Raw genomic sequence first — 23746 nt, 5'->3', positions numbered from 1 at the left:
TCGTGCCTTTGTCAGCAGCCTGACCACAGCGCCCGGGCCAAGGAGCTTATATATGCGTTCTCGATTGGCCTCATACACCGACCTTTCCCTGGCAATGGTCATTGTGGGAAGTTCGGTTGTGGCGGGCAAACTGGCTATTGCGGAATTTCCCGTGTTTCTGGCGCTGGGGTTGCGGTTTGTGCTGGCCGTGGCCATCATCGTCCCCTTTCTTCTGTATCTGGAAAAAGGACTGCCCCGCATCGGCTGGCGCGACTTCGGGCTGCTGGCCTTTCAATGTTTTTGCGGCGGCGTGCTCTTCAACGTCTTTCTGCTGTACGGGCTGCAATGGACCAATCCGGCCTCGGCCGGAGTCATCACCAGCAGCACGCCTGCGGTCATCGGGCTTATTTCGTTTGTTTTTCTGCGGGAAAAGCCGGGGCTCTTCAAACTGCTGGGCATTGGCGCGGCCATGGCGGGCGTGGCTGTGCTGCGGCTGGCAGATAATTCGGCAGCAACGGCGACAGCGGGAGCTGCAGGGGCAACGGATACCTCTGTGTGGGGCTATCTGCTGGTCTTTGGCGCGGTGCTGGGGGAATCCATCTTTCTGGTGTTGCGCAAATCCCTGCACGCCGACCTGTCCGCCCTGGCCGTCTCCTTCTGGATAAGCCTGCTGGGCATGTGCATGTTCGCGCCCATGGCCGTGTACCAGGGGCTGGGCTTCGACTTTGGCGCGGTCTCCAAGCAGGGCTGGCTGGTCATCGTTTACTATGCCGTTGCTATCACGGTGCTGGCCTATGTGTTCTGGTTTAGGGGAATCCGCGACGTGCCCGCCTCGTCCGCCGCGGTCTTTACCGGTATTTTGCCGGTCAGCGCGGTGCTGCTCTGCGCCCTGGTGCTGGACGACCCGGTCGGCCCCTGGCATTGGGCAGGCTGTGGCGGCGTGGCCGTGGGCATCCTGCTCATTGCCCGTGGAGAACGCCGACACACCAAAGCACCAGAAGCCCCTCAAACCAGCCAACCAGCAAAGGAAAAAGAGAATGTTCCGCCCGAAGCGCCTGACTCGCCGGGCCCGCCGGACCCGATAATACACAGGCCTGACAGGCCCAGAAAATTCTGGTCGCGGCGTCCGCCCACCCTGTAAAGGCGCGAGCCGAACCGATATCCCCGGCGGGTGGCCCGACGGGCGATCCAACGGGCGGTCACACGGCTGGCCGCCCCTTCCTTTTCCAAGGCCCCTGGCGCAACCGCCGCATGTCGCCCAGGCTGGGCAGGACAACGGAAAGAAGAATCAGCGCCCCGCCCGCCATCTGCAGGGAAGACATGGTCTCCCCCAGCATTTGCCAGGCCCCGATTGCCGAGACCAGGGGGCACATGTTCACGAACACCGAAGCCCGCACCGCATCGATGCGGGACAGTGCGTAGTTGTAGCAGAAGAACGCGGCAAAGCTGGACAAAAAGGCAAGGCAGGCCAGGGCGACCAGCCCCTGCCCATCCACGGCCGCCCAGTTCATGGCGGGCTGTTCCCACAGGCACATGGGCAGAAAATAGAGGCTGCCGTAGCCGAATTGCAGAAAGGAGACATCCAGCGGGGCGTGGTCCCGGATGAGCCTGCGGGCCAGCACGGTATAGGCCGCTCCGGCCAGTACGGCGCAGAACAGGAGCGCGTCGGCCTTCCAGCCGGTGGAAAACCAGCTTTGTCCCACATCCAGAACGCCCGCTCCCCCGCCAGCCACCAGAAGGGCCACACCGGCCACGGAAAGAGCAATGCCCAGGAGTTTCCCGGAAGTGACTGCCTCGCCCAGGAATAGGGCGGAAAAAATCAGCACCACAATGGGAACGGTGGCGATTTTGAAGGAGGCCTCCGAAGCCGTGGTATAGTGAATGGCTATGGTCATGCAGGAAAAATAGATGCCCGGATGCAGCAGGGCCAGCCCTGCCAGACGCAGATGGGCGCGCCGTGAGAAATGGGGCCATGTTTTGCGCCGCCGCGCCCGGACCAGCACAATGGCGGCAAACAGCACCGCGCCCGTGGCGTAGCGCAAAAAGGTAAGGGTGAAGGTGGGAAACTGGAGCAGGGCCGTCTTGATCCATACAAAAGACATGCCCCAGAACAGCGTGGTCAGCGCCAGGGCGCAGAAAGTGAGCAGTGAGGTCATGCTGTCTGAAAACCGTTGTTACCGAGAATCCGCTGGCCGTGCGCTCGCAATCCGGCTCAGGAAAAATCCACCCGCAGGATGGAGAAATCATCTTCCAGGGTGGCGCCGGAATGCATGGCCATGACATGCTCGTACAGTCCGAGCAGTTCGTCCTTGTCCTCTGCGCGGGAGGCCAGGAGATATTCCTTGAACTCCTGAAAGGTCCACATCTCGCCCGCCGGGGTTTCCACTTCGTAGACGCCGTCCGAATAGGTGTACAGGGTGGCGGGCGTATCCAGTGGTATGGTTGCCGAGGGAAAGGACATTCCGGGCATGCCGCCGATGATGATGCCCTTTGTGGCGCATTCCACCACCTCGCCATTTGCCTGGAGAAGCAGGGCTGCCGGGTGCCCGCCGCTGGCGTAGGACAACTCCTTGGTTGCCGTGTCGTATACTCCGTACCAGATAGTGAAATACAGATCGTTGTGCTTTTCCATCTGGAAGGTGTCATTCAAAGCAGCCAGCACGGACGACGGGTCCTTGAAATCGACACCGGGCAGGGCCTCGGCGCGCAAGGCATTGAGCGCCTGCACGGACAGCAGGGCCGGGCCCACGCCGTGGTCGCAGACATCCAGCAGGTACATGGCGAAATGGGTGTCGTCCATCCAGTGGTAGCCCAGGGAATCGCCGCCCAGCTGGGCCGACGGCACAAACTTCCAATCCGCGCGCACCGCCCCTTCCGCAATGGGCGCGGGCAGCAGCGAGGTAACGTATTCCGAGGCATGCTGCAGCTGGTCGGCCAGGGCCTTGAAGGCCTCGTTGCGCTCCAGCAGGTTGATGTAGCCCTGGGAATGGTGGCGGATACGGGCGATAAGCTCGATCTTGTCCGGCAGTTTCACCAGATAATCGCTGGCTCCCAGCCCGAAGGCCTCGGCCTTGGTGGCGGGCTCCTCCTTGGTGGAGAGCACGATGAGGGGGGTGTCCTTGGTGGCCTTGTTGGCCCGGAAAAACTTGGCCAGGGTCAGCCCGTCGATGTCCGGCATGACCAGATCCTGAAGAATCACCGTGGGCCTTATCTCGTTGGCGGTCTGGATGGCCTTGGTGGGGTCCTGACAGAAATGAAAGACGATATCGGTTTCTTCCTGCAGCATGCGGCGCACTGCCTCGCCGACCATGGCCTGGTCGTCGATGAGCAGCACGGTGATATCGTGGCGGGTCAGGGCCGGTTGATGTGAGGTCTGTTGCGTCATGGGATTATCCTTGGGGCTTGTCCTCTTGAGATTGTCCTCTGGTCGGGAGGTTGGGGGGAAACCCGTCCCTTCTATTAAAGGGAAGCCCTTCCTTACACGTGTTGGAGCAGGGAGGGAGCGACCTTCCCGATATCAAGAATCTCCACCGCGGCATCCAACTCCGCGGCGGCGCGGGGCATGCCGTAAACCACGCTGCTGGCCTGGTCCTGGGCTATGGTATGCCATCCGGCCTCACGCAGGGCCTTCAGCCCCGCGGCTCCGTCCTTGCCCATGCCCGTCAGCAGGGCGGCGGCTCCGCCTTTCAGACCAAGCCGGGCCAGGCTGTTGAAAAACGCATCCACAGAGGGACGATACGGGCACTCGCGCGGATGCGGGGTGTAATGCAGCCGATGATGGCCGTCAATTACCATATGATCGTTGGTTCCGGCCACATATACCCGGCCCGGACGCAGGCTCTGGTTTTCCTCGGCCAGCACCACGGGCGGCGGCACCTGATCGTTGAGCCAATGGGCCAGCCCCGCGGCAAAATGCATGTCCACATGCTGAACCACGGCCACGGCAAAATCCATCTGGGCCGGAAACACGGACAGCACATCACACAGCGCCTTGGGGCCGCCGGTGGACGCCCCCAGGGCAATGATCCGCAAGGACTTGCCCGAATTTTCCTGCGAGGCCATATACGCTCCTGCTGGTTCCTTGCCGCCCAGCATGGCGACAATACGCATCTTGTCCACAAGGGCGGCCGCGCCTGCCACGTTGCCGTCCGGCCCCAGCGTGGGGGTGCAGACCGCGTCCAGGGCGCCGTGGCCCATGGCCTCGAAGACCATGGCGGCATTGCCCTCCACCGTGGCCGTCACCACCAGGATGGGGCACGGGCAGGTGGACATGATCTTGCGCGTGGCGTGCACACCGTCCATCACCGGCATGATCAGATCCATGAGGATCATGTCCGGCTTGTCGGAACAACACTTTTCTACGGCCTGTTCACCGTTGAGCGCCACCCAGGCCACTTCGTGGCCGGGCAGGGATACAACAACGCGGCGCAGGGCCTCCACGGCCAGCATCACGTCGTTGACTATGGCTATACGCAAATTCAGGCCTCCCCGATGAGATCGCGGACCGCTTCCAGCAGGCTGTCGTCGTGAAAACTGCTTTTGGTCAGGTAATAGTTGGCACCGGCTTCCATGCCCAGCAACCGGTCTTCCTCGCGGTCCTTGTAGGAGACGATCATCACGGGCAGACTGGCCATGGCCTTGTTGGCCCGAATGCGCTCCACCAGGGCGATGCCGTTCAGCCGCGGCATGTCCACATCCGTCACCACAAGATCGTACTCCCCGGCAACAAGGGCATTGAGCCCGTCCATGCCGTCCACGGCCGTATCCACCTGATACCCGTTGTTCTCCAGCAGGCGGCGCTGCACCTCGCGCACGGTCAGGGAGTCATCCACCACCAGCACGCGCTTGCCCGGACGGGCCGCAGCGGTTCTGCCCACCTTGTTCAGCCGCCCCTTGCCGATAAGCCGGTCCATACTGCGGACCAGATCGTCCACATCGGCTATGAGCACGGGCTCGCCGTCGTCCAGCACCGAGGCGCTGCTGATGTTGTTGACCTTGCCCAGACGGTGGTCCAGGGGCTTTACCACCAGATCGCGCTCGCCCAGAAAGTCGTCCACAACCAAACCATACCTGTGCATGCGGTCGCTTATGACCAGCAGGCGTATTTCCTCGGTCTCCGTGGCCGTGTCCTGCTTTATGCCCAGCACCTGCCGGGCCTGGAGCAGCCCCACGTTGTCGCCGTCCAGCCGGATGTACTGGTGGTCTTCCACGTGCTGAACCTCCTCGGACACGCACTTGTGCACCCGGTCTATGCGGTTGAGGGGCACGGCCAAAGGCGCGCCGTCTATTTCCACCAGCAGGGTCCGCAGCACGGAAAGGGTAAGGGGGAGCTGCATGTTGAACACCATGCCCTGCCCCGGTTCGCTGGTGCAGCGCACCGAACCGCCCACGGAGTTGATGATGGAGTGGACCACGTCCAGCCCCACGCCGCGGCCGGAGATTTCGCTCACGGTTTTGGCGGTGGAGAATCCGGGCAGAAAAAGAAATTCCATGAGTTCGGCCCGGCTGAGCTGCCCGGCCATGTCGGCCGAGGCCAGACCGCGCTCCACCACCTTGGCGCGGATGCGCTCCAGGTCGATGCCGCGTCCGTCGTCGGCCAGGCGGATGTGCAGCATGCCCGCCCTGTGGTGGGCGCTCAACTGCAAGGTCCCGGTGGGCGGCTTGCCCGCTTCCGTGCGCTCCTGCGGGGTTTCCAGGCCATGGTCCACGCCGTTGCGCAGCAGATGGGTAAGCGGGGCCTCCAGTTTTTCCAGAATGGTCCGGTCCACAGGCGTGTTCTCGCCTTCCACGATGAACTCCACCTGCTTGCCGGTTTCCCGGGCCAGGTCGCGGATCATGCGTGGGTAGCCGTACAGCCCGTCGGAAAAGGGGCGCATCTGGCTGGCAATGACTTCGTTGTAGAGCCGGTCGGAAAGCAGCTCCATGCGCCGGGCATAGCCATCGAAACTTCGGGTGTGCGCCCCCAGGCTGCGCCGCATGGAACGGATGAGCTCTTCGGCCCGTTCCAGTTCGGCCTGTACGGTGGTGCACATGTCCGCGCCCTCTTCTTGCGGACCGTCTGACCAGGCGTAGCGGAAATTCTGGCCCATGTCGGCCTTGTATTCGGCCACGGTCTCGCGCAGGTTGCCCACCAGTTTGAAAAGGCTCTGCTGCTCCTGGCGGATGGCCTGCAACTTGGCAAGAAAGGGGAAAAGGGAGCGCGCCTCTACCAGACTTTCTCCGGCCAGCCCCATGATGCGGTACAGATTCTGGGAGGAAACCCGGACCACGCCGCCCAAATTGGCTGCCGAAGTGTTGCCAACTGAAGTGTTGCCAGCCGAGGTTGCAGGGGCGTCGGCCTGGGGAACGTCCGGTTTGGCAACACCGGACTGCCCGCTGTCCGCACTGGCAGCCTGCGCTGGCTGGGCAGCCCCGGCTTGTCCGGACGCCGAGGGAGCAACCGACACCGGCGGCGTGTGCAGCGACTCGCGCACGGCCTTGGCCAGGGCATCGGACGCGGCAGCCTGGCTCGCCAGCAAGGCGGGCAGGTCGGCCGCGCTGGTAGCGCCCATGGCCAGAAAAAGGTCATTGGCCTTGAGCAGCAGGTCGATGTGCCCGCCGGTGAGCACCAGCTCCTGCTTGCGGCAGGCTTCCAGCACGTCTTCCATGGCATGGGCCAGCACAACCACGTTGTCCAGCCCCACTATGCGGGCCGCGCCCTTGAGCGAATGGGCCGCGCGCATGAGCGGCTCCACCAGTTCGGGGCGCTGGTCCTTTTCCAGCTCCACAAGGCCGGTATCCAGACTCTGGCCGTGGGTCTGGGCCTCTATGACGAAAAGATCCAATAGCGAGGCGTCGGCAAGGTTTATGGGAGCAGGCTGGGGGGCCGGGGCCACCGGTTTGGCCTGGGCTACAGGGGACGCTACAGGGGATGCTTCGGGAGCTGCCGGAGCCGGAACAGGCTCGGGCGAAATTTCAGGAGCCACCGGAACATCGGCCTGCACCGCCGTTACTTCGTCCGGCTCTTCTTGGGACGACTCTTCTTGGAACGACTCTTCACCCGGCTCCCAGTCCGCAATGCGCTTGGTCAGGTCTTCCATGGCATCGGCCATGGTTTCCAGCCAGCCGTCGTATTCCTGTCCGTCCAGGTCGGCCAGGGTCAGAAAAATATCCACGCATTGGCCCAGCAAGGGCAGAACCGACGCGGCGCATCCGCTGGCTCCCTCGCCGCCGCTGTGCCGCTCGAACAGCGACTCCATGGCCTGGGCCAGCCGGGCCGGGTGTTCCAGGCCGATAATGCGGGCCGCTCCCTTGATGGACTGGGCGGCCCGGGCCAGTTTGCGGCAAAGCGCCACCCGCTCCTCGCCTTCAACGCCGGTGAGGCTGTCCAGCCCCTGGCGCAGGGTGGTGCCGTGAGTTTGCGCCTCCATGCGGAAAAGATCGAGCATGCCCATATCCACAGGACTCATCGCGCCATGCTCCTGGTAAACGCCTCGAACAACAACGCCACATCCAGAACGGCCACGTCCATCTCCGGTTCCTTGTACGCCTGCGCCCCCATCTGGCCGCCGCCGAAACGCTTTTGGGTAAGAATGCCCACGGTAAAACGTTTGGAATCGTCCCGCAGGGTTGCGGGCGGTTCGCGCAGCCCGCCGGGCTGGTAGCGGACCACGCCGAGAATTTCATCGATGCGGATGACCAGCTGCTCGTTGTTGTGGCTGACCACGGCCATGCGCTCCTGGGAAAGCATGTTCTCGCCGCTGTTTTTCTTCCCGGCCAGAATGCCGAGCAGGGCGGCCGTGGACATGCACGGCACCAGCTCCCCGCCGTAGTTCACCAGCCCCCGGAACACGGGGTTGGAGCGTCCGGGAATGGCTCGCACCGTGCACATGTCCATTATCTCCACAAAGCAGCGGGTGGGCAGTGCCAGCCACTCCTGGCGCAGTTTGAAGACAATGGCGGAAACCAGACCGGTGGGCGGAACCAGTTTTTCCTCGGCCAGCAGCCGTGCCCACAGGTCGGTCTCGCCCTCGGGCATGGGGCGGTCGAACAGCGAACGGCCATGGGCCGAAAACACGGGGCAGTTGATGCACAGGCCGTGCTCCAGAAGTTCGGGGCAGGACTTGTCGCCGTAGCTGCCCATTATCTTCCAGCAGCGCGCGACTTCAGGAGTTTCCAAATTCATGAGATGCCCCCGTCAGTATGCCCCGGCGTCTTGGGAAACCTGGGAAACGTGGCAGCCTTTCCGCTTGTTCCGGCGGCCGAAGCGGTCGGCATACAGCGTGCGGCCCGGCGCTTGAAGTTGGCCTCCCCGCCTGCGTCGCCGCGCATGGCGCACAAAAGGCTCATGTGCACCAGGGCCTCGTAATGGGCCGGGTCCAGATACAGGGCCTTTTGCAGCCATTTCTCGGCTTCGTCGGCACGGCCTGCGGCCTGCCTGATGATGCCCAGCAGCACATAGGCGGATGCGTCCTGGGCATTGTCGGCCAAATGACGATGACACAGTTCCTCGGCCTCGGCCAGACGACCGGAGTCTGCGGCCCGTCGGGCCAACAGCAAAATATCTTCGCACGGAGCGGCAGGGGAAGCGTTGCCCGCCATTGCCCGGGACGGCTCGAGAGGCACCACGGGCCCCTGTTTTGTACCTGTTGGCCCGCTTTTCCCTGTTTGGGCGGCCTGTCCGGGGACGGCCTTTCCAGAAACGGCAACACTTTTGATGGCACGCGCCGCACCGTTTGTTTTCGCACCAGCCCCGGTGCAGACCGTCCCAAGGGGAGGCTGAATCGGGGGCACGGCCTGCACAGGCCGCGCAAGCCTGCGGCAGGCAAAGGCCTTGGGATGGTCTACCGGCACATAGCCCAGCCGCTGGAAAAGCATGATCTCCGTATGCCCGGTAAACAGCACGCCACCGGGCAGAAGCAGCCGCTCCAAAGCGGCCACGGCCCGGCTGCGGGCCTTTTCGGTGAAATAAATCAACAGATTGCGGCAGAAAATTGCATGGTAGGGGGGCACCCCCGCGCCGAATCCCGGATTGGCCAGATTGCCCAGATAAAAGGAGACGCAACCGCGCGTGCGTGCATCAATCCGGTAATCGCCCCCGTCTCCCTGCTCGTTCCGGCTGAAATGGCGGTCCCGAAAGCCCAGGTCCTCGGTGCGGAAGGAGGCGGGACCAAAGACGCCCTGTTCCGCCTTGCGCAGGGCCACGCGGCTGATGTCCCAGGCATCCACATGGAACTGCTCCGGGCTGAAGCCCGCATCCAGAAAAGCCATGGCAATGGAGTACGGCTCCTCGCCCGTGGAGCTGGGAACCGACAGAATGCGGATGGGGTCGGCCCCATATCCAGAATGCAGAAAATGGTCGCAGGCCCAGCGGGTGAGAAAAACATACGGCTGCACATCCCGGAAAAACCAGGTTTCCGGCACAACCACGGTTTCGATAAGCCGCTGGCTCTCCTCACCATCGGCCAGCACAAGACGGGTATAGGCTGCGGCGTCCAGCCCCAGCCATTCGGCCCGCTGCTGTGCGGCCACAATCAGAATCTTTTCCCCCACGGACTCCCGGTCCAGCCCCATGGTCCGTTCCAGGTGGTCGGCCAGCTCAATGGGCAGGTGTTCCCAATCCGGGGCAAACGGCGAGGTGCGTTGCGTGGCGCTCATACGCCTTGCTCCTGCTGGGCCTTTTCTTCACTGTCCAGACCGTCTGCCATGTCCAGAGCGCGCCGGATGTCCGGAGTAAGCAGGGCGGCCGCATCGATGCGCTGGATAATCTCGGCCTTGCCCCATTCGGAAGCAACGTCGTCCGCTTCCAGGCTTCCGCCCGAGACCACGTCGCCCAGATAGGGGGTTTGTTCCACACGCAGGGCCGAGGGCTCGAAAAGACTCTCTTCCAGAGACGTGATTTCCGTGGCCTTTTCCGCAATAAGGCCGATGAGCCGTTCTGTTTTCTTGCCGGGCGTAGGGCTCTCGGGGTCGGCCTTGCATTCCACACGCGTTACAATAATACGTGTGGAATAGAAGTCGGAGCAGGCAGTCCCGACAATAAGCGCGCCCAGGTCCACAACCGGGATGATCGCGCCCCGGTAATTGAAGACCCCGGCCACGCCGTACGGCGCGTGCGGCACGTTGCGCAGCCGCACCAGGGGCACCACCTCGACCACCGAGGCCGCGCCCAGGGCGAAGGTGTCGCCCCCTGCCTGGAAAATCAAATAAAGCATAGCTTTATTCGTCCTCCACGCTAAAGCGCGAGACTTCGCGGTGCAGCACCTGCACGGTATCGTTCAGCTGGGCCGTGGCCCGGTTGAATTCGTCCAAAGACTGGCGGGTCTGATCCGTGGTCTGCATAAGATGGATCATGGCCTGGTTTATCTGTTCCGCGCCCTGGGTCTGGCTGCCCATGCTCTGGCTGATGGTCTCAAACCGCGGCCCCAGGTCCAGGGTCCTGTCGATGATGCCGCCCAGGTCCGAACCGATGCGGGCCATCTTTTCCGAGCCCGCGTCCACAATGCCGCTGAAATCGGCCATGGTGGAGACGCCATCCTGCACCACGGAGCGCATTTCCTTGACCATGTCCTCGATGTCCAGGGCGGCAACCGCGCTCTGGTCTGCCAGCCGCCGTATCTCGCGGGCCACCACGGCGAAGCCCTGGCCGTATTCCCCGGCCTTTTCCGCCTCTATGGCCGCGTTGAGCGAAAGCATGTTGGTCTGGTTGGCCACCTTGGTGATGGTCATGACGATCTGCCCTATGTCGTCGGCCTTGCTGCTGATGCGGGCCAGCTTGTCGGCAATGCGCTCCGTGCCGTGCAGCAGGGAATCCATGGTCGGGCGAATGTCGTCCAGCCCGGCCTGGCTGCTGGCGGCCAGCTCGGCAGTGCTGGAGGTGCTCTCGTTAAGCGCGCCCATTTCCCTGTCCAGCTCCGCGGAGGTCATGGAGATTTCCTTGGTGGAGGCGCTGGCCTGATTGATGGACACGCCCTCGGCCGCCACAATCTGTTCCAGCTGGCGGGCCGAAGCCGCAATTTCCGTGGCCCCCGCCGTCACCTGTATGCCGGACTTGCGCACTTCGTTGAGCAGCCCGTTCAGGTTGCCGGTCATGGTACGTATGGACTCCATCAGCTCCGTGGTCTCGTCCCGGGGGTTCAAGGTCCGCAGCCAGCCCATGAATCCGGTCTTGGCCGGCGCGTAGTTATCCAGGGCCTTCTGGGCTCCGGCCAGATCGCCCATGGCGACCTTGCCCGCCACGCGCGAGATGAAGCGTATGGGGTTGGCCAGCAGGTTGCCCATGACAAAGGCCAAAAGGGTAAGCAGAAAAAAGATGGGGAGGTCCGCCCCGATAATGGCCTTGAGCAGACTGCGCAGCTGGCCCCGCACCACGTTCTTCACATGGGCGTAATCGTCTTCGTACGCGCCCACGCCGATGATCCAGTCCCATGGCTCGAAATACACGTAGGCCGCGAACTTTGCCCGCGAGGAAGGGTCGTTGGGGTTTTTCCACATGTAGTGCTTGTAGATGATGGTGCCCGGCTTGGACTTGAGCGCCTGATCCACGATATCGCGCACCAGGGGTTTGCCGTCCGCATCCATCAAGTCCATGACGTTTTCACCGTCCCGCGCCCGGTTGGGGGAGATGATGTAACGCCCGGCCTTGGGCCCCTGGGCCTCGATAACCCACACATATCCGCTCTGGCCCACGCGGGTGCTGGCCACGGTCTTCTTGAGCGTGTCGATCTCGTCGATGACCACGCCCAGGCCGATCATGCCCAGAATCCGTCCGTTGTTGGACTGGATGGGCAGGTAATTGACCATCCAGTTCTGGCCCTGGGCCTGGTTGAAGCCGACGTATTCCTTGCCTTCCAGAATATTCTTGAGCACCTGATGGATCTGACCATCCGCGTTCTTGTACGGAATGTAGCCCAGCAGGCCGCCCCGCGAACCGTCCTTGGTGGGAACGGAGCTGGCAATGCGCAGCATGTCGCCCTGGTTGTCCATGCGCTGGTAGATGGTGCAGGGCACACCGGTTATTTCGAACACATCGTCCACCAGGGGAACGCGGACATTGGCATCCGTGGTGGGAACGATCTGCTCATCGCCCAGCTTGAGCACGGACATGTAAATGGTCTTGGGCTTGCCGGTCCTGTCGTTGTGCACCACCAGTTCGCGCGGCTGGCCCATGGCAAAGCCCTTGGACTCGGCCACTATCTTCTGGGTGCCCTTGGCGGCCTGGGCAACAAACTCCTCCACAAAGGTGTTGGTGGTGTCGCACAGGTTGTACAGGTCCAAGGCCACGTGGGTGATGGTTTCCTGCGCCATATTGTCGATTTCGTGGGAAATGACCTGCGACACGTGGCGCTCTTCGGTCAGCGTAACAGCCACGGTAACCAGTACGGGCAGCAAAGCGGCGGCCACGGCCAGGGTGGTTATCTTGTTTCTTAGTGGGACACGCATACTCTTTTCCTCGTGCTCATTCTGCGGAACTTACGCGGAAACGGGTTACTTCCGTGCGCAGTCCGCCGACCACCTCGTTGAGCTGGGTCGTGGCGTTTTTGAATTCCTGAAGCGACTGGCTGGTCTGATTGGCCGCCTCGGTGAGCTGGGACATGGCCTGTGATATCTGCTCGGCCGCGTCGCTTTGCGACAGCATGCCGTCCTTTACTGTTTCGAATTCCGGCCCGAGCGCCCGGACATGGTCGATAACCTGGCCCAGATGGCCACCTATCTCGGCCACGTCGGCCACGCGCTGGCGCACTTCCTGGGCAAAACGGTCCATTTCCATAACCCCGGAACCCACGGCCGACTGCATTTCCTTGACCATGGAGCCGATATCGTCGGTTGCCAGGGCGGTCTGGTCGGCCAAACGCCGGATCTCCCTGGCGACCACGGCAAACCCCTGGCCGAATTCGCCGGCCTTTTCCGCTTCTATGGCGGCATTGAGGGAGAGCAGGTTGGTCTGGTCCGCCACATGGGAAATGGTGGTGACGATGCCGGAGATGTTGGTGGCTTTTTCGTTGATGGCCGCCAGGCGGGAGGAAAAGGTGCCGGTGGCGTTCATCAGGCTGCGCATGCTCTGTTCCATGCCTTCCAGCCCGCTGCGGCCCTCGCCTGCCAGTTCCGTGGTCTGGTTTGCCATATCGGCCACACCGCGCATGGTCTGGGCCAGATCGTGCGACGTGGCATGGATCTGACGCGAGGTGGCGCTGACCTGATTGAGCGAGGCCGCCTGTTCGGCCACCGTGGATTCCAGCTGATGGGCGGAAGCGCCGATTTCCGAAGCCGAGGTGGTGACCTGAACCCCGGACTCCTGCACCTGCCCCACCAGGGAATTGAGATTGTCCGTCATGGTGGCGAAGGAGCGCAGCAGGGTGCCTGCCTCGTCGCAGTATTTCCTGTCCTTGTCGCGGGCCAGCTTTTTCTGGATTTGCGGACACTCGCGGATTTCGCGCGAAGCGGTTTCGATATCGCCCTTGGCAATGAGCTGGGCCAGACTGGAGGCCCGGGCCACAGGGTCGAAAATCGTCTTCAGGCCAAAGCGCATGGCCAGCAGGGCAAGCCCCAGAATGATTGCCGCGGCGCCGATGATGGCAAGCCGCAGCTGCGTCACCTCCGAGGCAATGGAGGAAACCTGGATGGAGACGATTTCCGCGGACTCGATGCGGTTGACCAGATGGTTGTAGCCTTGGTCATGCTCCGGCGGATAACGCCGCCGCATGTCCAGGGGCGCCTTGTCCGGGGTGGAGTGGCAGCGCATGCAGGCGGGCTTGTTCACCTCGCCCGCCGCGGTGATGAAATATTCCTTGCCGCCGATAAGCCGGGTGCCCTCCCATACGGCGGGCTCTCCTTCGTTGTTCAGCTCGTCGAGCTTGCGGATGATTTCCGCCTCCACCTCCGTGGCCGCGTTGTTCGGGTTGCGCGGCTTTACCGAGGCGGTCTTGAATTCCAGGTTGTGGCGGTAGTCCTTGGAGATGCGGGAAAAGACGCCGTTGGCCGTAAACGATGTGGATTGCAGCTCGGTCACAAAGGCATCGGGAGGAAGTATGCTGTCCGCCTCGGGCCGGATGACCTCCTTCATGTGGGCGCGCACGGCCTTCATGCTGAACAGCATCATTTCCGCTTTTTCGCGGTATTCGTTGAAAATGATGCCGTAGAGAAAATTGGACGCCAGCCAGACGAACACGGCCACGACCAGCACGCAAAAGACGGAACCGGCCAGCATGAACCGTTTCTGAATACTCACACTCCTCCTCCTTGATGCGCCGGACCATGTTAAAACCGCTGCAACACGCCAGAATGTAAAACGAATATATCTTTGGCAGCCAAAATGGAATATCCCGGCCAGGCATCCCCCCGGATTGCAAGCCCGTGCGCCGTTTCGCGGCCAGCGGCCCGACTACGGCAATGTTTGCCGTCTTCCGGCGAAACATAACGTAACCCGAGGCATATGCCAATAAAACCCATTGGGTTACCGCCAATAAATTCGGCAGCCCATGGCTTTGCCTGCGCAAGAGGTTTTGAAAAAAACGCGTCATCCCCCGCCTTTTGCAGGCCAAAGCGCATTTTCCCTGCTCTCCCACTTGACGGAATTTCCATTTTTTCATAAATCTAAAATCAATGCATTTTGATGTATAAATAATTCAACGCCAACACATCGGAAAAAGCCATGAACATCAGCCAGTGCATCTCCGAAAGCCCGAATTTTTTTCTTTCCGTGGAATTTTTTCCGCCCAAGGATCAGAACGCCATGGAGGACTTTCAGGAACAGGCCTGCCGCGTGGCCGCGTACCGCCCCCTGTTTGCCGCGGTAACCTGCGGAGCAGGCGGCAACGGCGTGCGCACCCACACCAGCCACGCCGCCCTGTACCTGCAAAACGGCCTGGGGCTGAACACCGTGGCACACATGACCTGCATGGGCATGGACAAAGAGTCCGCAACATCCACGCTGGACTTTCTGCAGGCCTCCGGGCTGACCAACGTCATGGCCCTGCGCGGCGACATCCCCTGCGGCTGCTCGCCCGACAACGCCCCGCTGAGCGACTTTCACCATGCCTCCGACCTGGTCAGCCATATCCGGAAAACGCACAAGGAATGGAACATTCTGGTTGCGGGCTATCCCCATGCCCACCCCGAAGCAGCCACTGCCCGCACCGATCTGGAACACCTGAAAGCCAAGGTGGAGGCCGGAGCCGACGCCATCGTGACCCAGCTGTTTTTCGACCCGCGCATCTATTTCGACTTTGTGGAACGGCTGCGGGCCATGGGCGTGACCTGCCCGGTCATTCCCGGCGTATTGCCCGTGCGCAGCTTCGCCTCCCTGCGCCGTTTGCTGGGCATGTGCGGGGTGCCCATTTCCGGCAAGCTCTACCTGGCCCTGGAAGCCGCGCACAAACGCGGCGGCGACGACGAGGTACGCCGCGTGGGCATGGACCATGCCGTGCGCCAGATAAACACCCTGCGCGAGGGCGGCGCACCCGGAGTGCACCTCTACCCGCTGAACCGGTCCGATGTGTTCGAGGAAATCTGGTCCAAGGTGATCTGATTGGATGTCCTGAAACGCCGGAGGAAGATGCCATGAACCACTACGACGGCTTCCTGGCCGACCATTACGACTGGATGTGCGGTGGATTCGACTCCGGCCTGGCCCGCGCCCAGGATTTTTTCGCCCGCCACGGGTTGGCCTGCCCCCTGGGCAAAGCCCTGGACCTGGGCTGCGGCAGCGGCTTTCAAAGTCTGGCCCTGGCCCGGCTGGGCATGGCCGTCACCGCGGTGGACAACTCCCCGCGCATGCTCGAAATTCTGCGGACCAGAAAAGCGGCCCACGGCGCTTCCCCCAACGATTATCCCGGCTCCATCCGGGCGCTGTGCGCGGACATGCTGGACGCTGCGGCCTGGGCCGATGGCGGTGTATTCGACCTAGCCATATGCATGGGCGACAGTCTGGCCCATTTGCCGAACATGGACGCGGTACGCCAGTGCCTGCAACAGATGCGGGAACATCTTGCGCCGCAAGGCTGGCTGGCCCTGACCTTCCGCGACCAGACCGAAGAACTCTCGGGCGCGGACCGCATCATCCCCCTGCGGCTGGACCCGGACCGCCTCATGACCACGGTGCTCGACTACAGTCCGGGAACAGTGACGGTGCACGACGTGGTGCACAGCCGGGAGCAGGGGCAGTGGAACGTGACCAAAAGCAGCTATGTAAAAACCCGCCTCCGCACTCACGAAATAAGCGAATTTCTCGATTCCCTGTCCATGCGCCAGGTCCATTCCAGCCTGAAGAGGGGAATGGCCGTGCTCGTCTACGCCAACAGCTGATATCTCCCAGCGGCATTTCATAACCAGCCCCTCCCAAATGGGCGGGGGAAAGGTCTTGGGTTTCCGTTTAAAGTTTAATATTGTATACATCCTTTCTCAATTGGTGTTTATTTCATGGGCTCTTATTCTATCGAGATCTTTATGGATTTCACATTACGCAGACTTGCGACAAACCAAACTGGATACGCCCAAATCATTGATCTAAATGATAAGCTGGAATCATTTACTGGAGAGAAATTTCATTTAGATTGCAGCCAATTATCTTGGATTGACGCCAACATGTGCTCCTGTTTAGGAGCGGTTATTCACAAAGCAACGGCGAAAACGAGAATTTCTTTTGTTGGGCTGCGAGACAGTGTTCATAAAATTTTGTGTAAAAATAACTTCTTACCAGAGTTGTGCAAGACCGACCCAGCTTGGGATAGCTACCAAACTACCATAAAATATCATCGGTATGCCCCCCATGAGATTCAAGGGTTTAAAGATTATACCGAACAATTCTTTGTTGATGGGGCAAGAGGACTTCCGCACATGACCCCAAAACTGCTTAGACGTTTTCGTGAAAGCCTATGGGAAATCTTTGAAAATGCCGTTGCACACTCCGAAACCAAACTGGGAATATACGTTTGCGGGCAATACTTCCCCAAGAAAGATCGTTTAGATTTTTCAATTTCTGACCTTGGAATTGGATTTAAACAAAGAATTTTACGATCAATAGGGACTGATTTCTCCCCCGAGCTTGCTATTGCTTGGGCTCTGCAAGAAAACAACACCACAAGAAATAAGGTCGATGGAAAACCTGGTGGCATAGGTTTAAAATTGATCCAAAAATTTTTAGAAATAAATTCGGGGAAAATGATTATTGTGTCAGATCAAGGGTATTGGGAAGTTAACGGTAGTGCTGTTAACTACCGCCTTTTGACAAAGCCATACCCGGGAACAACGGTCAACATTGAGATTAACACTGCAGACACGAAGAACTACTGCCTACAAGAAGAACTCATAGACCCGTCTACAATTTTTTGACTTGGAGTAAGAATGAATACAGAGTATAAAATTATCATAAAAGATGTAATTGGCACCGCCCAATGCACAGCTTCAGAAGATGGAGACAAAGTGTACGATATGATCACTTCACACCTTCAGAGCAGTGAACGTATTCTTTTGTCTTTTGAGGGTGTCCAAGATTTAACTACAGCTTTTTTAAATGCAGCTGTTGGTAGACTATACAATGGAGATTATCAATACGATTTTATAGCTGCACATTTACTACCTGTAGACACAAATAACGATGATCTAGTATATCTAAAAAGAGTTGTCGATCGTGCAAAATCCTTCTTCAAAACTCCTGAGAAATTTATAAATGCGGAAAGTGAGGCATTTGGTGATGACGACTAATGCTTCTGATATCTCTTCATACACTTTTAGTAATGATGATCGTCTTTTTCTTGATGCAAACATATGGCTAACAGTGTATGGTCCAAGCCCAAAAACAGACAGAAAACAGAGGATATACTCAGGAGCACTTAAAGACATAAGAAATGTAGGGGCTTCGATCTTCATTGATCCTTTAATATTGTCTGAATTTATCAATGTATATGCGAGATACGAGTACAACATATTTTCAGTAAATCCAAAACCTTCCTATAAAAATTTTCGCAATAGTACTGACTTCATTCCAATTGCACAGGACATAGGACGTCAAGTTCGATACATATTAGGTATGTGTGAATGCGTCGAATCAGGTTTTACAACGACTAGCCTTCATGATTTACTAAATGAATTCGCAAGGGGAGGAGCGGACTTCAACGACCAAATGTTTTGTAGGCTTTGCACAGCCCAAGAATACACGTTTATTACTCATGATGGAGATTTTAAAAATAGTGGTTTAACAATTTTAACGTGTAACCAAAAACTCCTCATTTAAGCCTTACGTTCCATTCCTCAAACTTTCCTCCTTTAAAATAAATACACAGAGACATGCCACCGGACACAGCCCCTACCAATTGACGTACACCAAATAACTCAGCAGAGCGCTTAAGCGACACAACAAACGATATTGATTAAATCACAGCAGCCCCACTCTCGCCAGCAATGGGGATAAAGTTTAATAGGGGGCACCAATAAAAATTAAACGGATACGACTTTTACCGTAATCCTTTTTTCATTTGTTTAGGAATAGTCTCCCTACGCCCCAAATCCAAATACGTTTCGGATTATAAAGTCCCATCCCCCACAACCATGAAGCCCGGCATGGAGAGCGACTCCATACCGGGCCCTATGGGGAGGTGTTTACGGGAAAATTGCCGGGGGAGTTCCCCCCAAAAAACCTGAGAACGTGTCTGGTTACGATGCCGCCTGGTAGATTTCCCAGGTCTTGATGAAGGCCTGCTCAAAGGAGCGGTTTTCCGTGTACTGCCGGGCCATCCGCCCCATGGTCTCCATGCGTTCCGGCTCCCGTGCCAGGGAGGATATGGCCTCGGCAAAGTCGGCCGGGGTGGTGGCGTCCACGATAAGCCCGGTCTTGCCGTGCAGCACGTTTTCGCTGGGTCCGCCGCAGTTGGAAACAATGGCTGGCAGGCCCGAGGCCTGGGCTTCCAGCACCACATTGCCAAAGGTGTCGGTAACGCTGGGAAAGACAAACAGATCACTGGACGCGTAGCAGGCGGCCAGCTCCTCTCCCTCCAGATACCCGGTGAACACGCAGGGCAGATCGCGCATTTTCCGCTTCATTTCCGGCAGATACGGACCGTCGCCCACCATGATGAGGTTCACCTTGGGATGTTGGGCAGCCACCTTCTGGTAGGCTTCGGCCAGAATCTCCAGATTCTTTTCCTTGGAAATGCGGCCCACGTAGATGAGGTTGATGCCTTCGGGCAGGCTGTAGCGGCGCAAAAAGCCATTGCGCTTGGCCGGGTTGAAGAGGTCGGTATCCACGCCGCGCGGGTACACCACCACCTTTTCCGGGTCCAGCCCCTTTTCCACCAGTTCGTCGGCCGTGGCCTGCGAGGGCGCATAGACCATATCCATCTGGCTGTAGTACCAGATGGTGAATTTCCAGGTCAGCTCCTCCATCTGGTCGTCGCCCGTAAGCTGCTGCGCATACTGGGGAATCTGCGTGTGGTAGGTGCCGTAGATGGGCAGTTTGAACAGCCGCGAAACAAGCAGCGCAGTCAGCCCTATGGGGCCGGGCGTGGCCGCGTGGATGTGGGTGAATTCGCTTTCAAAGGCATGGGCCACCATTTCCAGCACCGGCGGATAAAAAATCTTCTGCTCCGGGTATTCGGGCAGGTCGAACACGCCGATGGGCTGGAAGTTGCGCACGCCGGGCAGGCTCTGCCCCCGCTCCGGGTCGCAGGTGATCATGGTCAGGTCCCTGCCGGTTTTACGGGCAATGCGCACGCTGTGCTGCAGGGTCTTGGCCACGCCGTTGATCTCGAAAAAGGTATCCGTGTAGTGGCCCACCTTGACCGGACGGCTCTGCTCTTCCTCGTGGCCCGGACAGCCAAAGGCCGAGGCCACTTCCCGGCACAGGCGGCGGTCCTGATTGAACAGGGTATAGGCCACGAAATACGGTGCCATGAAGGTATACAGCGCGCCAGCCGACCCCACGGTCTGAAAGATGTCGAAGACGTTTCCGCCGGAAAGGTGGCCCAACAGACTGTCCGCAAAGTACTTGAGCACCTTGTTGGAGGCGCCGTTGACAAAACGCGACCACTCCTTGCCCTTGCTCTTGGGCAGTTCCACCCTTTTTTTGGCTATCTTGAGCAGCCGGGGGTCGTCGCAGATGAGCCGGGCGGCCTCGCGGCGGACGATATCCTGCACCCGCCCGGAATTTGACCTGCCCGAGCGCATGTATTTGCGCGTGGTCCAGTAGGCCTGGAGCCGGTCGATAAGGTTGGACTCCCTGGGCTCTTCCGCCGCCAGAAAACGGTCCACAAAGCGCAGAAAAATGTCCTTGTTCACAAAGCGGTCGAGGCGGAACTTGTTCTTATAATACTGGTAGGCAATGCCGTAGAGGTTGTGGGCCATGGTTTCCGGATTGGCCGCTTCGCCGCGCGGGATGGAGCGGCCCTCGGCAATGCCCTGCAGAAATTCGGGCAGATCGCGCGCCCCTTTCACCTCGGTGTGGATGCGGGTGATGTTCAGCGCGCCGTGGTCGTCAGAACCGCCGGTGAGGTTCTTGACCCATGGCTCGTCATAGTCGGGCTCGATGCCGTGCCTGTTTGCCAGGCGGTCCATGTCTTCGGGCGTAAGGGATTTGGACAGGAGTCTGAGCAGGTCGTTGGGCCGCCCGTCGCGCGCTCCGTTCAGCTCCAGGTTTTTGAACAGCAGCAGGAGCTGTTCGAAATGTTCCATGGTCAGCCGGTCGTTGACCGCATACAGCGGGTGGGCACAGACGTGGGTGATGTTGTTACGGCGCAGGTAGGGGACGAGGTCAAAGATGTTGGTGCGGATTTTCTGAATGTCCTGAAACGCGGCCCCGTCGATATCCAGAGCCAGCACGTGGACCTTGCAGCGGTCTTCGGGAAAATAGGTGGTGATTTCCAGACTGACGAAGGCGTCGTCCAGGTGGGCGATTTCCAGGGCTCCGTCAATGGTGTTGTGGTCGGAGATGGTCACCATGTCCATGCCGCGCTCTTTGGCTATTCTGTAGAGCTTTTGCGGACTGGTGAAGCTTTCCGGGCAATTGATTTTCTGCAAAATCCATTGCGACGGACGCGTGGAAAATTTGGAATGGACGTGAAGATCTATTTTCACCGTATACCTCGCTGACCAGACATTGTAAGCGTGAACCCAAGCCCCAACCCCGACAAATTATCCATGGTATACGGGCGCAATATGACCCGTCCGTGACGTGCGGCACACCCAGGTTACGCATGCATGACTTTTTCATGGCAGCCCGAAAGACCCCGGCCAGCAAAGAAAAAGGCGTTCCGGTCGGCAAACCGGGACGCCTGTCTTGGCAAAGAGGAAAGAAAAAACCGGAATTATCAGCCGCCGCTGCTCCAGCCCCCAGCGGCAAGCTCCAGAACGGCCTTGCGCTGATGGTCCAGGGTGTAGTGCTGTACGGTACGGCGGGCATTTTCCAGGGCAATCTGCCATTGGGGCGCGTCGGTCTCCACCCAGCCCACGGCCTTGTCCAGGGCCATCACCGCACCGGGTACGTCCGCATCGGCCACCACCAGGGCATTGCCCTGCCAGGGGACCGAACGCAGGGGCCACCAGGGGGCAAATGCGGTTGGTCCGTCATCTGCCTGGCGCAGATAGTCCCAGCCGCCAAAACCGCTGAACCCCACGTACAGACAGCCGCAGGCCAGGGCTTCCAGGGGCGGCAACGGGCACCCCTCGGGAAAGCCGGTGCCCAGAAAGATGTGGCACGAGGCCAGGGTTTCGGCCACCTGCGGCCCGGTCATGCCGTCTATGGCAACAAACTGGACGGGCGCTTTTCCATAACGCCGGGCAGTGAATCCCTGCTGGATCTGATCGGCCAGGGCCTTGTTCTTGCGCGGCATGTAGGCCACGCGGACGGGGCCTGCCGGACGTTGCGGGGGGATGTGGCTCCCATCCCCGGCACAAGAAGCAGGATGAAACAGGGAAAGGTCTATGCCGGGGCGCAGGATGGGCGGGTTGTGGCCCGTGGTCTCCCGTATATACCAGCGCACCGGGTCGGACACGGCCAGAAAGGAGACGGGCAGGGAACGCCAGTCCACATTTTCCGGCAGGCTGGAAAACAGATAGGCCCAGTTCTGCACATAGACCACGCAGCGCGCTCCGGCCTGCAAACCGGGGGTGAGTGCGTTGATCCAGCCTTCGGGCACCAGCCAGGTGTCGTCCGGTTCCAGACGCAGATCGTCCCAGGGCAGCAGGGAAACGCTTTCCGCATCCTCGGGCCGCCAGGTGCCGGGATCGCGCGGGACCAGAAAGGCCGGGTGGCCGTTTTCGTGCAGCCAGCGGGCAATCTGGTAAAGGACGGCCACGCCGCCGGTGGGTTTGCGCACGGGCGGCAGAAAAATAAAGGTTCTCATGGGGTTTCCTTTTCCGGGCTCAGGCCTGGCGGTTCAATCAGGGCGTCCGGGTAATCGTCGCGGTTCAGGGCTCCGTAGCCGTTGAACACGAGGTACCACAGCCGTTCCATGGCATGGCCGGTGTTGAAGGCGTCGTCCGGGTCGGCCAGAATACTGTTCATGGCCGCGCGGTACAGACCCAAAGGCCGGGAAAGCAGCCGCTGGCGCGAAACAAGGAACAATCCGGCAGGCGCGCGGGTGTTGAAAACTTCGGGCACAGGTCCGGCAAAGAGCCGGGAGTAGATTTCCCCCACCGGAATGTCACGGCCCCAGCCCGCCCATTTGCCCTGGTGCTGTGGTTCACGCAGATGGTGCGGCCTGCCCAAACGGTCGCAGCGGATGTTGTAATAGGCCAGCCCCTTGAAGTGCACGTTGCGCTGCATCAAGGCATCCAGGTTGGCGCGCAGAACTGCCGGAGTGGTGCCTTCGTCCATGTGGAAAAAAGGGCTGCCCTGCAAAAATACGGTGTAGTCGGGAAACTCCGGATAGCGGGTGAGGATGTGGTGCAGGTAGGTGTGGCTTTCGCGCCCGATGTTTGGCAGCGGAATTGTGGTGAAGGGCGGGGTGTCGTCAGAAGAAATGGACGTAGTCTGCTCGGCTGACCGGCAGGACACTTGGCCGGACTTGTCATAGACAATGGCCGGGAAACCAACCTCCCCCAGCCAGGAGACGTCTTCTTTGTAGCGGGCAATGACAAGTTCGACGCTGTGTTTCATGGCATAAGTATGCCAACTTAGGACACGTAGAGCAATGGAGCCGGTCCCCGGAGTTTGCATCTCCCTTCCAGCCCCCAGGCTGCTCAGAAAGATGTGAAAGCAGGGCGCGAGGAGTTGAGTTTTTCGCTGCAACGCCGCTATCGCCTCTTTATCAGCAGCCTAAAAACATTGTGCGAAATGTCCACCCCGGGTATTCAGATAAAAATTGAATCCTTCTTCCCTGGAGCTGCCATGCGTATTTTCCCAATTTTCTGCGCCCTTCTCGTTCTTGTGACCGCATTAGCCGGGCTGACCGCATTTGCCAGGCCTGCTGCCGCTTGGGAACCGCCCACGGGTCCGGGCTGGAAATCCATGGTGGTAACGGCCACGGCCTATTGTTCCTACGACGACCAGACCAGCACCCACCCCTACCTTGGGGCCTGGAACGATGTGATGGTTCCCGGCTCAAAGGCCATTGCCGTATCGCGCAACCTCATACCCATGGGATTGGGCCATAACGCGCCCGTGTACATCCATGGGCTGGAAGGCGAATACCGGGTGCGCGACAAGATGAACCGCAAATGGAAAAACCGCATAGACATCTACTACGGACGGAACGAAAAAGGTGCCCTGCGCTGGGGCAAACGGCGGGTGCGGATTTATTGGAAGCCGACGAACGAGGAATAACCAACGGCTTGGGATAACAGCAAAAACAGTACAGAT

19 protein-coding genes are annotated in these 23746 nt (G+C 59.7%); 6 read left to right on the top strand and 13 right to left on the bottom strand.

The genetic code is table 11. From position 1 onward, the window contains the following. The first annotated feature begins 52 nt into the window (after nucleotides 1-52). Nucleotides 53-1120, top strand: coding sequence for a DMT family transporter (locus ACI0FJ_RS14020; RefSeq protein ID WP_424304520.1), 1068 nt, complete (start codon nucleotides 53-55; stop codon nucleotides 1118-1120). A 58-nt stretch (nucleotides 1121-1178) separates the two neighbouring features. On the opposite strand, the gene ACI0FJ_RS14015 is transcribed toward ACI0FJ_RS14020, so the two are convergent. From ACI0FJ_RS14015 to ACI0FJ_RS13970, 10 genes are all read right to left on the bottom strand, one after another. Next, entirely contained in the window at nucleotides 1179-2135 is a 957-nt protein-coding gene (locus ACI0FJ_RS14015; RefSeq protein ID WP_424304519.1) for a DMT family transporter, read from the bottom strand. A 56-nt stretch (nucleotides 2136-2191) separates the two neighbouring features. Next, complete coding sequence (locus tag ACI0FJ_RS14010) at nucleotides 2192-3364, bottom strand: SpoIIE family protein phosphatase (protein WP_424304518.1); 1173 nt, start codon at nucleotides 3362-3364, stop codon at nucleotides 2192-2194. 92 nt (nucleotides 3365-3456) lie between these two features. After that, nucleotides 3457-4455: a chemotaxis-specific protein-glutamate methyltransferase CheB gene (gene cheB, locus ACI0FJ_RS14005; RefSeq protein WP_424304517.1), complete on the bottom strand. Its 999-nt coding sequence runs from the start codon at nucleotides 4453-4455 to the stop codon at nucleotides 3457-3459. A gap of 2 nt (nucleotides 4456-4457) precedes the next feature. After that, nucleotides 4458-7427 carry a response regulator gene (locus tag ACI0FJ_RS14000; protein ID WP_424304516.1) on the bottom strand — a complete coding sequence of 990 codons (2970 nt, stop codon included), beginning with the start codon at nucleotides 7425-7427 and terminating at the stop codon, nucleotides 4458-4460. Continuing rightward, the gene (locus ACI0FJ_RS13995) at nucleotides 7424-8143 is read right to left on the bottom strand and encodes a chemotaxis protein CheW (protein ID WP_424304515.1); all 720 of its coding nucleotides are present in this window, start codon (nucleotides 8141-8143) and stop codon (nucleotides 7424-7426) included. Before ACI0FJ_RS13995 ends, ACI0FJ_RS14000 begins: the two co-directional genes overlap by 4 nt. Continuing rightward, nucleotides 8140-9615: a CheR family methyltransferase gene (locus tag ACI0FJ_RS13990; protein ID WP_424304514.1), complete on the bottom strand. Its 1476-nt coding sequence runs from the start codon at nucleotides 9613-9615 to the stop codon at nucleotides 8140-8142. The genes ACI0FJ_RS13995 and ACI0FJ_RS13990 overlap by 4 nt, the downstream gene beginning before the upstream one ends. Next, nucleotides 9612-10172, bottom strand: coding sequence for a chemotaxis protein CheW (locus ACI0FJ_RS13985; protein ID WP_424304513.1), 561 nt, complete (start codon nucleotides 10170-10172; stop codon nucleotides 9612-9614). The genes ACI0FJ_RS13990 and ACI0FJ_RS13985 overlap by 4 nt, the downstream gene beginning before the upstream one ends. Nucleotides 10173-10176: 4 nt before the next feature. Continuing rightward, nucleotides 10177-12399 (bottom strand): methyl-accepting chemotaxis protein, encoded by a 2223-nt coding sequence (locus ACI0FJ_RS13980; RefSeq protein ID WP_424304512.1) that lies wholly within the window; start codon nucleotides 12397-12399, stop codon nucleotides 10177-10179. Between the two features lie 16 nt (nucleotides 12400-12415). Then, the gene (locus ACI0FJ_RS13975) at nucleotides 12416-14185 is read right to left on the bottom strand and encodes a methyl-accepting chemotaxis protein (protein WP_424304511.1); all 1770 of its coding nucleotides are present in this window, start codon (nucleotides 14183-14185) and stop codon (nucleotides 12416-12418) included. Nucleotides 14186-14214: 29 nt separating this feature from the next. Continuing rightward, the gene (locus ACI0FJ_RS13970; RefSeq protein WP_424304510.1) at nucleotides 14215-14505 is read right to left on the bottom strand and encodes a hypothetical protein; all 291 of its coding nucleotides are present in this window, start codon (nucleotides 14503-14505) and stop codon (nucleotides 14215-14217) included. Nucleotides 14506-14608: 103 nt separating this feature from the next. Between ACI0FJ_RS13970 and ACI0FJ_RS13965 the strand changes: the two genes are divergently transcribed. The 4 genes from ACI0FJ_RS13965 to ACI0FJ_RS13950 all read left to right on the top strand — a co-directional run bounded on the left by ACI0FJ_RS13965 (nucleotide 14609) and on the right by ACI0FJ_RS13950 (nucleotide 17658). Further along, nucleotides 14609-15484, top strand: coding sequence for a methylenetetrahydrofolate reductase (locus ACI0FJ_RS13965; RefSeq protein ID WP_424304509.1), 876 nt, complete (start codon nucleotides 14609-14611; stop codon nucleotides 15482-15484). Nucleotides 15485-15516: 32 nt separating this feature from the next. Beyond that, nucleotides 15517-16260: a class I SAM-dependent methyltransferase gene (locus ACI0FJ_RS13960; protein WP_424304508.1), complete on the top strand. Its 744-nt coding sequence runs from the start codon at nucleotides 15517-15519 to the stop codon at nucleotides 16258-16260. Between the two features lie 141 nt (nucleotides 16261-16401). Further along, entirely contained in the window at nucleotides 16402-17286 is an 885-nt protein-coding gene (locus ACI0FJ_RS13955; RefSeq protein WP_424304507.1) for an ATP-binding protein, read from the top strand. Between the two features lie 12 nt (nucleotides 17287-17298). Then, a complete protein-coding gene (locus ACI0FJ_RS13950; protein WP_424304506.1) occupies nucleotides 17299-17658 on the top strand; it encodes an STAS-like domain-containing protein in 360 nt (119 codons plus the stop codon). Between the two features lie 948 nt (nucleotides 17659-18606). On the opposite strand, the gene ACI0FJ_RS13945 is transcribed toward ACI0FJ_RS13950, so the two are convergent. The 3 genes from ACI0FJ_RS13945 to ACI0FJ_RS13935 form a co-directional block, all read right to left on the bottom strand. Further along, on the bottom strand, nucleotides 18607-21021 hold the full coding sequence (locus ACI0FJ_RS13945) for a glycosyltransferase (RefSeq protein WP_424304505.1): 2415 nt from the start codon (nucleotides 21019-21021) through the stop codon (nucleotides 18607-18609). A 233-nt stretch (nucleotides 21022-21254) separates the two neighbouring features. Continuing rightward, entirely contained in the window at nucleotides 21255-22289 is a 1035-nt protein-coding gene (locus tag ACI0FJ_RS13940) for a glycosyltransferase family 1 protein (RefSeq protein WP_424304504.1), read from the bottom strand. Continuing rightward, nucleotides 22286-23044: a DUF3431 domain-containing protein gene (locus ACI0FJ_RS13935; protein ID WP_424304503.1), complete on the bottom strand. Its 759-nt coding sequence runs from the start codon at nucleotides 23042-23044 to the stop codon at nucleotides 22286-22288. The genes ACI0FJ_RS13940 and ACI0FJ_RS13935 overlap by 4 nt, the downstream gene beginning before the upstream one ends. A gap of 231 nt (nucleotides 23045-23275) precedes the next feature. Here ACI0FJ_RS13935 and ACI0FJ_RS13930 point away from each other — a divergent pair, with 231 nt between their 5' ends. Then, nucleotides 23276-23710: a 3D domain-containing protein gene (locus ACI0FJ_RS13930; protein WP_424304502.1), complete on the top strand. Its 435-nt coding sequence runs from the start codon at nucleotides 23276-23278 to the stop codon at nucleotides 23708-23710. Nucleotides 23711-23746: the final 36 nt, after the last annotated feature.

The organism is Desulfovibrio sp. 7SRBS1, assembly GCF_049723905.1.
Classification (GTDB): domain Bacteria; phylum Desulfobacterota; class Desulfovibrionia; order Desulfovibrionales; family Desulfovibrionaceae.
This window is presented reverse-complemented; position numbering and strand designations above follow the sequence as displayed.